This window comes from Bacillus ndiopicus, assembly GCF_000612805.1.
In the GTDB taxonomy this organism is placed as follows: Bacteria; Bacillota; Bacilli; order Bacillales_A; family Planococcaceae; genus Metasolibacillus; species Metasolibacillus ndiopicus.
This window is the reverse complement of the sequence record NZ_HG964405.1, coordinates 449,692-465,230: the sequence shown is the minus strand read 5'-3', so window position 1 is coordinate 465,230 and position 15,539 is coordinate 449,692. Positions and strand designations below refer to the sequence as shown.

Below are 15,539 nucleotides of genomic sequence, written 5' to 3'. Positions count from 1 at the left end.
CCTTCCTCACTGTATATGCTCCCAATAGGCTAAAAACTGTAGCAATTCACCTAATGGCATCGGCTTGCCATAATGGAAGCCCTGTGCGAAATCACAGTCGATTTCTTGTAATAATTCTACTTGCTGTGTACTTTCAACGCCTTCTGCTACAACTTGCATCTTTAAGCGATGTGCCATTTGAATAATTGCATCGACAACACCTTGCTTTTCCTCTGATGAGCATATATGTTGCACAAAGCTGCGATCTATTTTTAACACATCAAATGGAAAGCGTATTAAATAGCTTAACGACGAATATCCTGTGCCGAAATCATCGATAGAAAGCGTAAAACCTAGCTGCTTTAAACGATCAAATTTAGTGATTGCCTCCAAGGAGTTATCTAACACCGTTCGCTCCGTTACCTCGATTTCAAAATTATGCGCTGAAGTATTATTTTTTTCCAATATTCTTTGGATTGTTTCTAAGAAATTTGGTTGTTGGAAATGGATGCTTGATATGTTTAAAGCAATTGGCACATTTGCATAGCCGTTAGCCTGTAAGACATGGACAGTATCACATGCCATTTCTATAATCATTTCACTTAATGGGATTATTAAACCTGTTTCTTCTGAATACGGAATAAATTCACCCGGCGATACTTGGCCAAGCTTTTCATTTGTCCAGCGTACTAATGCTTCTACCCCAATTACTTGCTTTGTTTTTAAAGATATTTTAGGTTGAAAATATAATTGAAAATCATTGTTCTCTATCGCTCTACGCAGCTCTGTATCTAATAATGAAACACGCTTCGCATCAATTTCTAAATCATCTATAAAAAAGGCAAAATTGCCTGGACCCGTTTGTCTAGAAAAGTACATTGCCTTATCTGCGCGCTGCACTAATTCATCCGTTGTTGTTCCGTCTAACGGATATAAACTAATCCCAATACTTGCAGAAACAAAAATTTCTTGATTATCTATTATAAAAGGTTGCTCCATGACATGTATTACTTGCTGAGCAAATTTTGCAGCCTCGCGAGGATGTACAATGTTTGTTAACGTAATTGCAAACTCATCATCTCCATAGCGTGCTAAAATATCTTTATTCTTTAATAGTTTTCGAATACGTTTTGCTGCTGCAATTAGCAGCTTATCACCAACTACATGACCAAACACTTCATTTACTTGCTTAAATCGATCAATATCTAAAAAATATACGGCATGTCGCATCGGTGTAGTTGCAGCAGAGCTTGTTAAAAGCAACGCCTTCATTCTCTCTAAGTAAGCAAAGCGATTGTTTGCTTTTGTTAATAAGTCTGTCAGCGTACGCTTTTTCAATTCACTTTCAACACTTTTGCGTTCAGACAAATCTGTAAAAATACCGCAATAGTTAACAATATCATTATTTTCATCTTTAACAGCGATAACCATTAACCATTCTGGATAAATATCACCCGTTTTGCGGCGATTCCAAATTTCCCCTTGCCACATGCCATCTTTTTCAATTTTTGCCCACATTTTTTTATAAAACAAAGTATCATGCATGCCGGATTGTAAAATTGCTGGTGTTTGCCCTATAACTTCTCCGCTTGCATAGCCTGTTACAAACTCAAAAGTAGGGTTTACTGCGGTAATACGCTTTTTCTCGTTTGTAACCATAATACCTTCCTCTACATTTTCAAAAATGACTTTTACTAAGCTAGTTTCGTAAGCGGAAGAATGTTCAATACTCATGTTATTGTGAGTAAAGTCTTTATTACTCATTTTTATTCCACCCTTAATAATATTTATCTTGATTCAGTAGTGTTTTACTGCGATGTATATTCGCAGGAGCAATTTGCTTTTGCATCAAAAGCGAGACAACAAATACAGAAAATTCCCACCTCTAAAGGCAGTGAGATGAATGTCTATTTTGTTTTTCTCTGATTCAGCGGGTGCACAAACACTCACTGAATCAAGATAAATGCCCCGGCGGATGTCACAGATTTTTGAAGGGAGGCCTGCATGACGCAGGTCAGTTAACCGTTGTCGCAGAATGTGACGGTTTTAGGTTAACTTCCTCTCAGCTCTAAAAAATCTGGACTAGAGTTAGCCAAGGCGTAATTGTTGTCAAAGAAAAGGAGCCGTCCACCAAAAATTGTGACAGCTCCATCTGCATCGAAAGGTACAGCAATTAAACCGAACGCCTCATGATGTAGAGTATTTGAAATATTACGCTGCCTCGTAAATTAGGGCAGCAAAAATCTAAAAAATTGCATCAATACTATTCCGTAAGCCATGTTTTGTTCCTGCGTACTCAAACGGCTAAAAGCCTCGTACTCTCAGGTAGTAATCATCTATCTACAGGTATTCACCTGTCCCTCCATCGGTTCATTTCCTTTTGGAGAGTGCCCCTACCATAATTTGGGTTTCTCACTCGCGGGGTTTACCTCGTTCCACCTTGCATGTTTCCAAGCAAGCTCCGTCACTGTGGCACCTTCAGAAAGTTTCTACCATATCATAAAGACTTAGGTATTCCTTTCGCCGTCAAGCAAATGCTTGCCTTACCTTATTTTTTCGGTAAGCACGAACACTACGGTCATCTCAGAGCCGTGTGAGCATGGACTTTCCTCTACATCTGAGAGATGCAGCGATTACTCGAATTTCTTGATGTCGAACTATATTATACTTGACACGTTTAAGAAAAGCAACTGCTTCTTCTATTCAGATAGCTTACTACCGAAAACATGCTTTTCTAAATTAGACAAACGTTTCAAAATATCAAAGTTTGTATTCGGTGTAGCTGTTTGTACAGTTGGCTGTCTGCGCGTACTATTTTCTAGCTCAGCTTTTAAACGCTCATTTTCTGCACGTAGCTCATTTAACTGCTTCTCAAAAACATCATAGTCTTCCATAATTTGATCTAAAAATTGGTCAACCTGTTCAATACTGTAGCCTTTCATGCTCTTTTTAAATTCTTTTTCTAAAATAATTTTTGTGTTTAATTTAATCATTCGTATCGTCCGCTATAGAAAACGCTCTTTAAAAAATTTTAACCACACAAGTTTTCTAATAACGTTCTCCTTCCCACTATATTACATTGTAATAGACGCTCGTTTTTAGATTAACTTCCCCCAAAAATCTAAGTTAGAGTTAACCACGGCGTAATTGATAATTCGACATGTTCATTATAGCATATGACACGCCTACTATACGAGTATCATCGGCTATTGTTGTTTATTTTGAAGACGTTCGCGACGTTTTTGCCATTTAAATATTTGCTTTTCTTTTTGCTCTAACGTAAGCTGGCTTTTAGCAACGAGCTCAAGCCCTTTTTCTGCATAAAAAAGCGCTTGATTATATTCTTTGAGTTGATGCTCATGTAACATTGATAACTGCTCATAGGCTTGCAGCTTTTGTCTATGTGGGATACTAACAATAGCTGCTTCAAAAGATTGAATCGCTTCATGGTAGCGTGCGCTCCGTTTATGCTGAAACGCTAAATAAAAATGCGCTAACGCAGCTTCATTATCACGATAATTTTCTGTTACATTTGTTAAAACATATTCGCTTGCCACTTGCTGTTTTAAGTCTCCATACCATTTCCCTATATTTGTATATGTAATGGCTGATTCCTGCTCGCTTGTAAAGAGTAGCTTTGTTTGATGAATATACAGCGTGATAAGCGATAGTAAATCCCACTCGTTATGTTGAAGCACCTTCATTAAGGTATCAGCTCGCCCGCTTTTCACCGCATCAAAGTAAATGATTGGTGCCAAATGGCCTGGGATATCACCTTGCCTTTTAAAGCCAAGCTTCTCTTCCTCGACTTGCACAAGCTTCATCTTTTCTAAATCATTTTTCCATAAGCGTTTCGCACTATGTAGTAAATCGATATGCTTTTGCATTTTTAATGGTGGCATCGTTTGACGATTCAATGTCCAACGCGTTTCAAGCTGTGGCCAGTCAAAGCTCTTGCCGTTATAAGAAACAAGTGTAGCACTTTGCTGCCAAAGCTTTGATTCAAATAATAGTGCCGCCTCGTTTGCTGGATCTGCTAACACATATTGTGTGAGCACAAATTCATCTTCCTCCTGCTGTAAAAAGCCGAGTAAAAAAATATGCGTGCCTGTACCCTTTAAGCCTGTTGTTTCGGTATCCCAAAAAATGATGCGGTTCTCCGAAGTCAGTGCATACGGGTGCTCTACATTTGCATTTTCCCATGCATCAATCGCTGTTTGGAGCTCTCCTACTCTGTAATGCCCATGCTTATAATCGAAGGGATAGCGAACTTCACGCTGAAACAAAACACCAAAATCATTGTTGACAAGCGTTAAACCTGCCTGCTGCCACTCTTCTGTGTAAAAAGGTACTTCTGGCTTCACAAATTTCGGCTGCTCCGCGCGCTCCTCCGTTTTTTTCCCTAGCATTTTTTTCATTTGTAATATTTTATTTTCGTAGGACATGTTGGTCACCTCATTTGTTCAAAATCGTTCCAATGAATGAAATGTACAAACGGACCAAAATGTATCTTTCACCATTTATGTACATTACATCCTTTTTAACTGCAAATGCTCGCTTGACAATGCTTTGGATCATTTGTGAGTCGATATGTTGTTTAAAATTACGTCCCTTTACTTACTGAGGCTACATGCCTGAACACCCTTTTGCGCTTTCAAATGTTACGTATGAGTTGTGTTTTCTTCATTCAGATAGCATAGTACTTTGAGACACTCGAGATGTAATAATATTTGCACCAAACTTTCCCTAGACAGGCATTGTAAATCATTCTGCTAACGTTTAACCTTTTCCCTAAAGTACCTATAGTTATACAATTAATAATAGGATCAGGGGATATGTATAGGATTCTTTTCGATATGCCCCTCTTATTATTTCTTTTGTACGAGTGTACCATACAAGGAGGCTCCGTTTCATCTATTTGGTGGGGCTCAAACTACTACTAGTTGACGAAATAGTACATGTTGTTGGCGCTAACGCTTTTGCAACAGTTAAAGTGCTTTGCTGCTTCACTTTCGTGCCAAAAACAAGACTTGCATTTCACTGAGAGCTGAATCAGTTAAACGCTGTATAATTTTAGTTAATCAACACACCTGTTATATCTATTCAAATATCATATCAACGAGGAGGATTATTAATGAAAAAAAAATTTGTTATTGGGTTTCTTATAATATGTATTCTCTGCATATTATTTATTATGAACATGAATCAATCAAACCTTATTACATTAGAGGGATATGTTATTTCAAAACAAAACATGGATGATAATCGGATTTTGCTAAGTACACAGCTACCAAATCAAAATCTTCACCAATTAGATGTGAATGATTTATCAGAAATAATAGAACAAAAAGGAATATATTGGGTTCCAACTGATAAAAATATGTATGAAAAGGTTGTATTGGGAGATCAATTAGTAGTTAAACATACAGGGCTACTTTTTACTTCATCTCCACCTATTATTGCTGAGGTAAAGTCTATTAAAATTAAAAAATAAAGCGAGAGTGAGGATGAGTTTATCTGTCCTCATTCAAAAGCAGGTTAGGGGTTTACCCCCTAGCCTGCTTTTATTAAAGATTTATGTATTTTCATTTAACTGAGTTAAATACTTTTTTATAAAAGGTTGAACTTCCATTACACGTACTCTTTCTGGGAATTCATTTGTTAGGGCACAAACAGATAATTTATAACTCTTATCTATACTATATTGTTTAAAATGGTAGTTTTCTTGAGATCCGATAACGTGAAAATTGTTGTCGATATTTACTATTGAGAACGAATTTAATGGAATATATAATCCACGCCCATCTGCTTTGATAAAACTTTCTTTAAGTGTCCATAAATCATAAAAAAAAGTTTTCCTTTGAATTAAAGGTAGCTTTACTAATAACTCATTTTCTTTCGTAGAAAAGAATTGTTTAGCAATCTCCAAATCTATTTCCCGAATTTCCTCAATATCAATCCCAATAGGGCTATTATTACAAACTACTACCACCCATTCGTTTGAGTGTGTGATATTAAAATGAAAATCTTTAAGTCCCTCTGCATAAGGTTTTCCATACTTATCTGCGGAAAAATAAATATCGTTTGGCTTTATATCAAAACGTTCAAGGATCATACTCCTGATAATTACCCGTCCCAACAGGTGGTTTTCGCAATCTTGCCATCGAATAAACCGCTCATTTTTTTGAAGTTCCTGAGGTGTTAGAGTAAGTAATAGATGTTGTTTCGTTATTGGATTTAACTTATTTTTATGTTGAATTGCAATAATTTCTATTTGGCTAGTTGACGTTTTCAAACCAAACTCCCTCCATATTCTTATTTGTTTCAATTGAAACAAGCTCAATCTACTGGATAAGCCCATTAGTAAGTTAAAAGCTTGATACGCTTTTAACTTACTAACTTATTTCTTGTCCTACCTTAATTATCAGCAACTACCAACTCTATACTAACTAACGAAACAATTTGTGTAGATAAGCCTTTGTTTTTTGGAGAGTGAGTACTTTTCGTCACTACCATTCCTCAACAAAAGATTCATCTTTAATATTAAAGTCTGAAGGTATAAGTTGTTTTTTATGTTCAATTTCTTTGGCCATTTCTCTCACTGTTTGTAGGTGACCCATCTCTTCAAGAGTGAAATCTCTACCATAAGTCACTCGAATATTATTTAAGAGCTTTATATATAATAATGAGTTCCCCCCAACAGAAAAGAAACTTCGATCAATCTCTTTAGGAATTCCCTCACCTAATAATTCAATCCATAAATCTAAAACTCCAGATTCAAGCTCTGTGAAAGATTCGACAAACATAGGTTCAATATGTTCACTACTACTTTCTAAGATGCTTTTAAGCTTATTAAAATCCATTTTCCCATTATCTGTAATTGGCATCTCGTTAATTGGTATAATTCTAGATGGAATCATATACGTAGGCAATTCGTCTGCAAGATCATTTTTTAGAATATGGATTTGCTCTTTTTCATCCACATTTGTTTCCATCTGAACAAACAATACAATTATAGAAGACAGGTTCCCCAGATTATGAACCATTACCGTTGCATTTCTGATATATTCCTTTTTACCTGCAGCATTAGATATTTCGGACAAGGATATTCGATGACCATTAATTTTGACTAAGCCATCTTTCCTCCCTAAGAATTGATACTCACCGCTTGGCATTTTTCTAACTATATCATTTGAGTTATAGGCTTTAATTGAATTGGAACCATATGTTAAATATGAGATTCCACCATTTCTACTATCTACATAACCATCCATTACTTGAGGACCTGCAATATACAAATATCCAGGAACACCATTCGGAACTATATTCCCATATGAGTCACAAACTAAGTAAACATTTTCTCCAATGGGCTTTCCAATAGAGTTTTTTTCTTTTCGATCCTGTATAGAAATAGAGCTTGAGCATACAGCACATTCTGTAGGCCCATAGGAAATATAAATTTCACAATTACCTTTCCATTTTTCTATTAGGTCTTCAGGACAAACTTCGCCACCAATATTGATTGTCTTGAGTGAATAGTTTTTTCTTATTTCAATTGTTGATAATGAGGAAGAAGCGATGTTTATATGTGTAATCTCTTCTTTTTCTATTTCATCACTTAGCCTTTTTGATGAATATAAAATCTCCTTATCAATTAAATGAAGCCTTCCACCACATGTCAAACTGCAAAGAATATCACTTGATGCTACATCGAAATTAAGAGATGAATACTGTAATGTTACGGTTAAAGAATTCATCTTGTATTGGTGATGAGCTGATTGCAGATGTGACACTATAGCTTGATGCGATATTTTCGCACCTTTTGGTTGACCAGTAGTCCCTGATGTAAAAAGTACGTACGCTAAATCAGTTTGATGTACTTTTTGCAAGTTTGTACTTGGACATTTATTTATTTCTTCTTCTATAAAAGCAGCATTTAGATTTATTGTTTGAAACTTCTCATTTATTTCTTCAAGATTACCATCCGTTAATATAAACTCTAATTTAGTTGTGTTAATGATATATTCTAGTCTTTTCTTTGGAACATTATTTTCAAGCGGTAAATATGCTGCACCTATTTTCATCACTGCAAGGATGGAAATAATTGCGTTGACTGACCTATCAAATAATACACATACGACCATTCCTCGCTTAATACCAATTTTAGATAAATAATGTGAGAGTTTATTCGCTTTTTCATTAAGTTCACGATAGGTCAAATAAACATTGCCTTTACTTAAAGCAATTGCATTTGGTTGCCTTGCAGCAATTTCCTCAAACCATTCTGTAACTGTAGAAAACTGTAAGTTATTTTGTTGTGTCACTTCTAATTCAGGAAGTTTTACTGATTTTAAAAGTGGCACATCAAATGCCGGCTCTGCTGGTGATAAAGAGAAATAATCTAGGATTAGTGTGTATAGTGAGCTCAGCGCCGTTATTGTTGATTCATCAAAAATACTATCATCGTATTCGATAACCAATTCCACTTCATTCTTTTTTTGTCTGATTATAAATGTCAAATCAAATTGCGTTTTATTATTATAGTAATCTTTTCTAACAATAGTACATCCAGGAATTTCAAGCAATTCTTCTTTTTCATCTTCATAAACTAACAAAATTTGGAGAAGAGGGGAATAGGAAGTATCCCTATCGACATCAAGTGCATCTATGATATCAGTTAACGGCATACGTTGATGTTTAAGGGCGCCTATAACTATATTTGAACATTTTTCAAGGACATCTTGAAATGTTTTTGTTTGGTTTAAATCTACAAACAAAGGCACTGTATTGACAAAAAAGCCTATCAAATTACTAAATTCAGCAGTATTTCGATTCGCCACGGGTGTTCCAATACAAATTTCTTTCTCAAAGCTATACTTTTCAATTGCTAAACATAAAATAGAGTATAATCCCGAAAATAAAGTAGTATTATTTTCTTGACAAATAGCATTCAGCCTTGAAACTGACTCTAATGACAATTTAGAACTATATCTTAATCCTGAAAATTTCGAAATCTTCTCACGTCTAAAATCCAAAGGAATGGAATGAACATGAGGAGCTATATCTAAAGCTTTTTTCCAATATTCGAGACTAGTCTGATACTCAGGTGTATTAATCCAATTTTTCTCAGAATCACAATAATTGTAAAAGGAAGTTGGCAATGGCTCCAATGTAGGAGGTCTGTTTAGCAAGAGACTCTGATATGCCACATTTAGCTCCGAGAAGAAAATGTCTTCTGAAATACCATCAAAAGCAATATGGTGTATGTTAATTATGCATGTATAAGTAGCTTGCTGCTTAAACACTGTACATCGAATGGATCGCTCCTCTAATAAATTAAAGCCTTTATTGATTTCAGAAATAATACGTGTATCTAGAGCTAGAGGGTCTGTAAGCTCTTCTACATTAATTTCAAAATTATCATTCTCTATATATTCTTGATATAAATCCCCATTTACAATTGAATATTTAATATTTAATGGGATATGTCTTCTTATGACAATCCGTAATGCTTCTTCTAGTTTTTCTAATAAAAATGAGCCTTTAATCTCAAATATATAATATTCATTAAAGAATGAATCATTTGAATTTAATTTTTGATTCAAATATAGAAGTCGATTTTGATTAGAGGAACAGAGCTGCATTTCATCATATTTAATATCGCTACCTATTTTTTCAATCGTTTTATTCCATCGATTTTGATTATATTCAGCAGCAACATTTTTTGGTGTTTTTAACTCAAGTAAATCCGTTGAAGGAATAAAGCAACCAAATCTTTTTTGAATTTCCATAGACAATCTCATTCCAAGAAGGGAATTGCAACCTACATAATAGAAATTGTCATCCTCTTTTACGGTTGGGTTATTAAGCTCATTTCTTAAAAATAACACAATAAAATCATTAAGGTTATTCTCATCTAAATCTTTTTCTATATGTTCTTCAGAAAGCGTTTGACGCATTTTCGATAATAAATAACCCGTATCCAGTTTGCCATTATGATTCAGTGGAAACGAGTCAACTATATGAATTTGATTTGGTACACAATATCCTGGTACCTCATCTTTATAAGTTTTTAAAATTTCTTCTTTATTTACATTTATGTTATGTTTTATTTGGATAAATGCATGTAAAACATCTACTTTTTCATTTTTATCTATTAAAAAGCAGCATTTTTCAACAGCTTCTTGCTTTTCTAAAATGGCTTCTAGCCCATGTAAATCAATTCGAAATCCCCTTAATTTAACCTGCGTATCTTTCCTACCACATATCTCAATTAACCCATTTTTATTATAGAAGCCCAAATCCCCACTTCTGTAAAACGGTTGACCAGTTGTTTTATCATAGCCAAATGGATTGTTATTACTTTCTGCATTTATATATCCTAGTGATACACTTTTGCCATAAATAACAAGCTCTCCTATTTCTTCATTTTGGCATAATTCATTTTCCTGATTAAAAATCTTTATGGACGTATTGGAGATTGGTGTACCTATTGGTATACTTTTTTCTTTCAAAGAGTCACTTGTAACGATATGAGAGGTTGCCAATATAGTTGTTTCAGATGGACCATAGGCATTAATAAGGCGAATACCTTTATCTATTATCCTGGCTGCCATGTTTTTTGGTAAAATCTCTCCTCCTAAGATAAGTGTCTGCAAACTAGAAGGTACTCGATCTTGTAACAATAATTCTCCAAATCCACTTGGAGTTACGAACATGGAAGTAGGCGAATGCTCGTCTGTATTTATAACATCTAAAACTGATTCTACTATGACTAATGTGCCATGATGATATAATGTTGCAAGCATTTCCATTAATGATATATCAAACGAAACTGCGCCCGAAAATAAGCATCTGTTTAGTTCATTTGGTTGAAAGTATTCATAGCACCATTCTAAGTAATTACTTATATTATTATGAGAAACCATTATCCCCTTGGGTTTGCCAGTAGTTCCTGAAGTATGAATAATATAGGCAGGCTGTTCCCCAATAACTTCTTTGCTTATTGAATTAGTAAATAGTTGTTGTTCTACCTCTTCCTCTTTATCTATTCCAATATTAATAATAGAAATTAATCCATTGTTTAAGTGATATGGAACTTCTTTATTTACTAAAAGAAATTCAATTCCAGAATCATCTATGATATTTCTGTTATGTTTTTCTGGAAGTAATTTATTTAATGGCACATAGACTCCACCAGCTTTCCAAATAGACAAAATAGACACAATCGTGTAGACAGAGCGGTCTAAGAATACCCCTACCAAACTACCATTAGTAACACCGTTTGCCTTTAATCTATTCGCTAATAGCTCAACCTTCTGATGGAGCTCTTTATAGGTATATTTTATTCCATCATGCTCTATGGCAACATTACTAGGGTTAGCCTCGGATAATTTTTTAAATAAATCGAACTTTTCCATATTCCCTCCACCTTATATCTCTCAAAAGAGGGTCATTAGTTAAAGACCCTCTTTTGTTAGTTTATAGATTGTCAATTAGTACTAAGGTTGCAAAGCAAAATAATTCATACCATCAAATTTTTTGATATATTTTGAGAACATCATCTCATCACAAGACGGTAAATAGGCGTTTTCTGCAAGTAAAAGCTTATGTTGCTTGTTTGGCAACCATAAAAACTCCGACTCCTGCGTACTGCTTTGTGTATCATTACTTAATTTCATATTATCAACAACCCAAATACCTTGTTCTCTATACTTGTTTGCTTCTACAAACCACGCTTCATCATCAATAGGAGTTAAATTAGTATAACCAGCATAATCTAATGCTTTTAACAGTTCTCTAGATGTAAAGGGTCTGTCTGGTACTAAATTTGCAATCTCCTGTCTATTAGGTGTATAGATAGCAATATGAAGCATAGCTTGAACTAGCTCATCAACAGGGGTTATATAATAGAGTGGTACAATGCTCTCAACAAAACTTTTTGGATATTTATTTGTTAAAATTACAGCCTTAATCCAATTCCACAAAGCATCTTTCTTATTATTTATATATGACTCCATACTTCCTCCAATATTCCCTGGACGAAGAATATTGATAGGATACCCTTTTTCCATCAATGGATATAGGTATTGTTCAGCAAGACTCTTTGACATTCCATATCCGTTTTCTGGAGAAGGAAGGCTCAATAATTTCCCTTCATTTTCGTGATTCTCCAAAGTGTAGACATCTGTTGTAGATATAAAATTCAACGAAGACAATTTATTCTTAAAGGCTAAATTTATTAGCGTCTTTATTGAATAGGTATTAATGTCAACAAGTTGTTCTAACGGGTAAGCATGATTTACTCTAGCACCTGAATGTATGACCATATCTACTGTGCTAGAAAGTTGATCAAAATTATGGTCTGATAATCCGAAGTTTTCTTTGGCTAAATCTCCATCAATTGCTTCAAAGTATTCGCTTAGGCTCACATCCCATAAAGAATAATGCTTTAATACTTCAACTATTCTGTCCTTGCCACCATTTCGTACTAGGCAATATACATACATCCCCTTATCTATCAAAGATTTTAATAGATGGGCACCTAAAAACCCAGTAGAACCGGTTAAAAATACTGATTTAACTCTCCTAAATTCCTCAGTTTTTCGTAAGGTAGGCCATTCTTTCCCAATTCTTTCAGCATCTTTAAGGATGCCCTGAATCAGATTATTTGTAGTTTCAAATGGAGATATAGATTCTTCTTTATTTAGATAAGAAAGCACCCCAATAATAGATGGATCTTTTAAGAAATCTCTAATAGTAATGAAATTTCCAAATTCTTTGTTTAAATCAGCAACCAACGATATTAAATTTAATGAATCCCCGCCTAGCTCAAAGTAATTACCTTGTTCTAATAGACCTTGATCAACAACATATTTACTAAAGATAGAGCCGATTATTTCTTTAGGGTCACTAAACTCTTGCTTAGGTACTGATTGCTCCTGCATGGCTATTTTGGAGGTTCTTTTAAAAACTGGTGTGGTATTAGATGGATACCAGTAAGACTGTTTTTCTAGCCTTTCGAAACAAAGACCTTCCAATTTTCCAAGCATTGGATCTTGATAGATTTGACTCCACTCTATTTCATTTATTGACCATAAAGAACTGACAACAGCCATATAGGATTGTTGAGTGAAATTACCATTTGAACTTCCTCGTACTAGCCCCGTTTTGATTTCTTTATGTTTATTAGTAACTGTTGATGTTATTATAGGGTACCCTAATTCTAGTAATGCAATAGACTGATTATTAATCACTTCTTCCAAGCATTTATAGAATAAAACTGGTTCTATGATATGTTTTCTCCAGTAGTCTTTTCCAATAATAGCTGTTTCATCATGTAACTTTCCCGTTACACATGAGTACAATTTGAAGCGTGGTTTGCTACATGAAATATCTGATATACTCTGTTCAAACTCTAATGCTGCCTTTTCCATATCAGAAGAATGAAAAGCACGATTAGTATTGAGTTGTGTAAACTGTATTTCGTTTTGTTTTAGGTAAATCATTAAATCATCTATATTTTGATCATTTCCACTCACCACAATATCCACTGGTGAATTTAGGGAGGCCATCGATACTTTAAACTTTTGTGCCAAGTGTTCAATAGTTGAAAATTCGGCTCTAATAGCCACCATTTTTCCTGTTGGCGCTAATTCTTGCATGGCCTTTCCACGTAAAAACACCAGTTTAATTGCATCTTCTTCATTAAAAACTTGCGCTAAAGTAGCACCAACTATTTCACCTAAACTATGACCAATAATAGCTTGTGGTTCGACAGAAAGTGAAATCAAAATATTACCATATGCTAGCTCAGAAATAAAAATAGCTAATTGATCTATTTGAGTATTATTCGTATTTTTCCCCTCTTCAAACATTGCCTTACGCACTAAAATAGCTGTATTATTATTAAGAGCTTCAAGTTTACCGAGCAACCTATCTATTTCATTTTGATATAAAGGGTTCGAATAGTATAAGTCGGAAATATTAGGTACTTTTCCTTGACCTGAAAAAATGAAAACTGGCTTTCTACCTCTCAGCTCAGAAAAATCCTTAATAACCCCTCTTTGCTGATCCTGTGAAACAATTAAACAACCTCTATAATGTTCATGTTTGCCTATTGTTCTGTATGTTATTGCAAGGTCATTTATTTTTTCATGTGAATAACCACTAGCTTCAATTCTTTTAATTAAGTCTTTGATGCACAAGGAAACTTTTTCAGGTTCCTTAGAGCTTACAGGTATGACATTAATCGCCGTATTTTCAGCAGTTACTCTCCCTTTTTTATTTAGCATTTCAAAAGGTCTTCTTAAAACAACATGAACATTCGTTCCACCTACACCTAAAGAAGTTATACCTGCATACCACAAATTAGGATTCCAAGGTTTTGAATTTGTATTTACACATAAACGTGAATTCTTCCAATCAAATCTTTCATTTTCAGAGGAAAAGTTAATAGAAGGTGGAATAATGCCGTAATATGTTGATAAGGCTGCTTTAATTAATCCAAGAATACCTGCAGCACTATCAGTATGCCCAATATTTGATTTTATTGAGCCAATATATACTGGTTGATTAGTATTTTGATTATAGCTACTAAGCACTTCGGATAAAGCAACCAGTTCAATCGGATCTCCAACTAAAGTTCCTGTTCCATGCCCCTCTATATATTGAATTTTATTAGGGTCGATTTCAAATGTGTCATAGGCTTCTTTTAGGACTTCTTTTTGTCCTTCAATACTTGGAGTAGAAAAGCCTGCCTTTCTGCTACCATCATTATTCATAGCACTAGCCGAAATAACTGAGTATATATGGTCACCGTCTTTAATGGCTTCATCAAGCCGTTTTAGTAAAACCATACCTGCCCCTTCACCAGGCGTTGTTCCTGATGCATCATTAGAATATGGTCTACAGAAACCATCACGACTATTAATTCCCCCCTCTGTATAGAAGTAACCTTGTTCCTGAGGGGATCTCACACTGACTCCACCAACAAGAACTAAATCTGTTTGATAACTTAACAATGATTGAACACCTTGTACAACAGCTGAAAGTGATGAGGAGCAACCAGAGCCAATATGCATAGAAGGACCATGTAAGCCGAGCTTATAAGATATACGTGTTGGTATATTATCAGGTTGATTGCCATTCATAATTTGATTACTAGACTGTTCAAACAACGCAGTATTGCTAGATAAAATTTCTAATAGATAACTCGAAATAGAGGATGATGTGAATACACCAACTCTATTGTCAGAATCCATTTCAACCCCTGAATTATCTAGACATTCTTTTGCAAGCTCAAGCAAAATCCTTTGCTGCGGATCCATTAATTCAGCCTCTGCCCTTGGTATTCCAAAATAAGAAGCAGCAAATTGATCTATATTTTCAAGTTTTGAATAAACATTTAAATAATTATCATCTTTTTCCCTTCGTACAAAAAAGTCTTTTCCATTAATTAAATTTTCCCAAAGTTCATCAGGTGATGAAACATTATTTGGTAATCTTAAAGACATTCCTATAATGGCAACGTCGGATTCTTTTCTAATTGGCATTAGTAT

General features: G+C 34.6%; 7 protein-coding genes and 1 other RNA gene. 1 reads left to right on the top strand and 7 read right to left on the bottom strand.

The features are described 5' to 3' along the window. Positions 1-6 precede the first annotated feature (6 nt). From TY13_RS10405 to TY13_RS10395, 4 genes are all read right to left on the bottom strand, one after another. A complete protein-coding gene (locus tag TY13_RS10405; protein ID WP_052344301.1) occupies positions 7-1,743 on the bottom strand; it encodes a GGDEF domain-containing phosphodiesterase in 1,737 nt (578 codons plus the stop codon). 502 nt (positions 1,744-2,245) lie between these two features. Further along, an RNA gene (gene rnpB / locus TY13_RS20165) (RNase P RNA component class B) lies at positions 2,246-2,624 on the bottom strand. A gap of 54 nt (positions 2,625-2,678) precedes the next feature. Further along, positions 2,679-2,972 (bottom strand): cell division regulator GpsB, encoded by a 294-nt coding sequence (gpsB, locus tag TY13_RS10400; RefSeq protein ID WP_042475228.1) that lies wholly within the window; start codon positions 2,970-2,972, stop codon positions 2,679-2,681. Positions 2,973-3,185: 213 nt separating this feature from the next. After that, positions 3,186-4,424, bottom strand: a complete 1,239-nt coding sequence (locus tag TY13_RS10395) for a ribonuclease H-like domain-containing protein (protein ID WP_042475225.1) — start codon at positions 4,422-4,424, stop codon at positions 3,186-3,188. A 689-nt stretch (positions 4,425-5,113) separates the two neighbouring features. Between TY13_RS10395 and TY13_RS10390 the strand changes: the two genes are divergently transcribed. Continuing rightward, the gene (locus tag TY13_RS10390) at positions 5,114-5,473 is read left to right on the top strand and encodes a DUF3221 domain-containing protein (RefSeq protein ID WP_042475221.1); all 360 of its coding nucleotides are present in this window, start codon (positions 5,114-5,116) and stop codon (positions 5,471-5,473) included. Positions 5,474-5,554: 81 nt separating this feature from the next. Here the strand turns inward: TY13_RS10390 and TY13_RS10385 are convergent, their stop codons facing one another. The 3 genes from TY13_RS10385 to TY13_RS10375 form a co-directional block, all read right to left on the bottom strand. Further along, positions 5,555-6,274, bottom strand: a complete 720-nt coding sequence (locus TY13_RS10385) for a 4'-phosphopantetheinyl transferase family protein (RefSeq protein ID WP_052344300.1) — start codon at positions 6,272-6,274, stop codon at positions 5,555-5,557. Between the two features lie 214 nt (positions 6,275-6,488). After that, on the bottom strand, positions 6,489-11,399 hold the full coding sequence (locus tag TY13_RS10380) for a non-ribosomal peptide synthetase (RefSeq protein WP_042475218.1): 4,911 nt from the start codon (positions 11,397-11,399) through the stop codon (positions 6,489-6,491). 81 nt (positions 11,400-11,480) lie between these two features. Then, positions 11,481-15,533: a type I polyketide synthase gene (locus tag TY13_RS10375; protein WP_042475215.1), complete on the bottom strand. Its 4,053-nt coding sequence runs from the start codon at positions 15,531-15,533 to the stop codon at positions 11,481-11,483. Between the last annotated feature and the right edge of the window lie 6 nt (positions 15,534-15,539).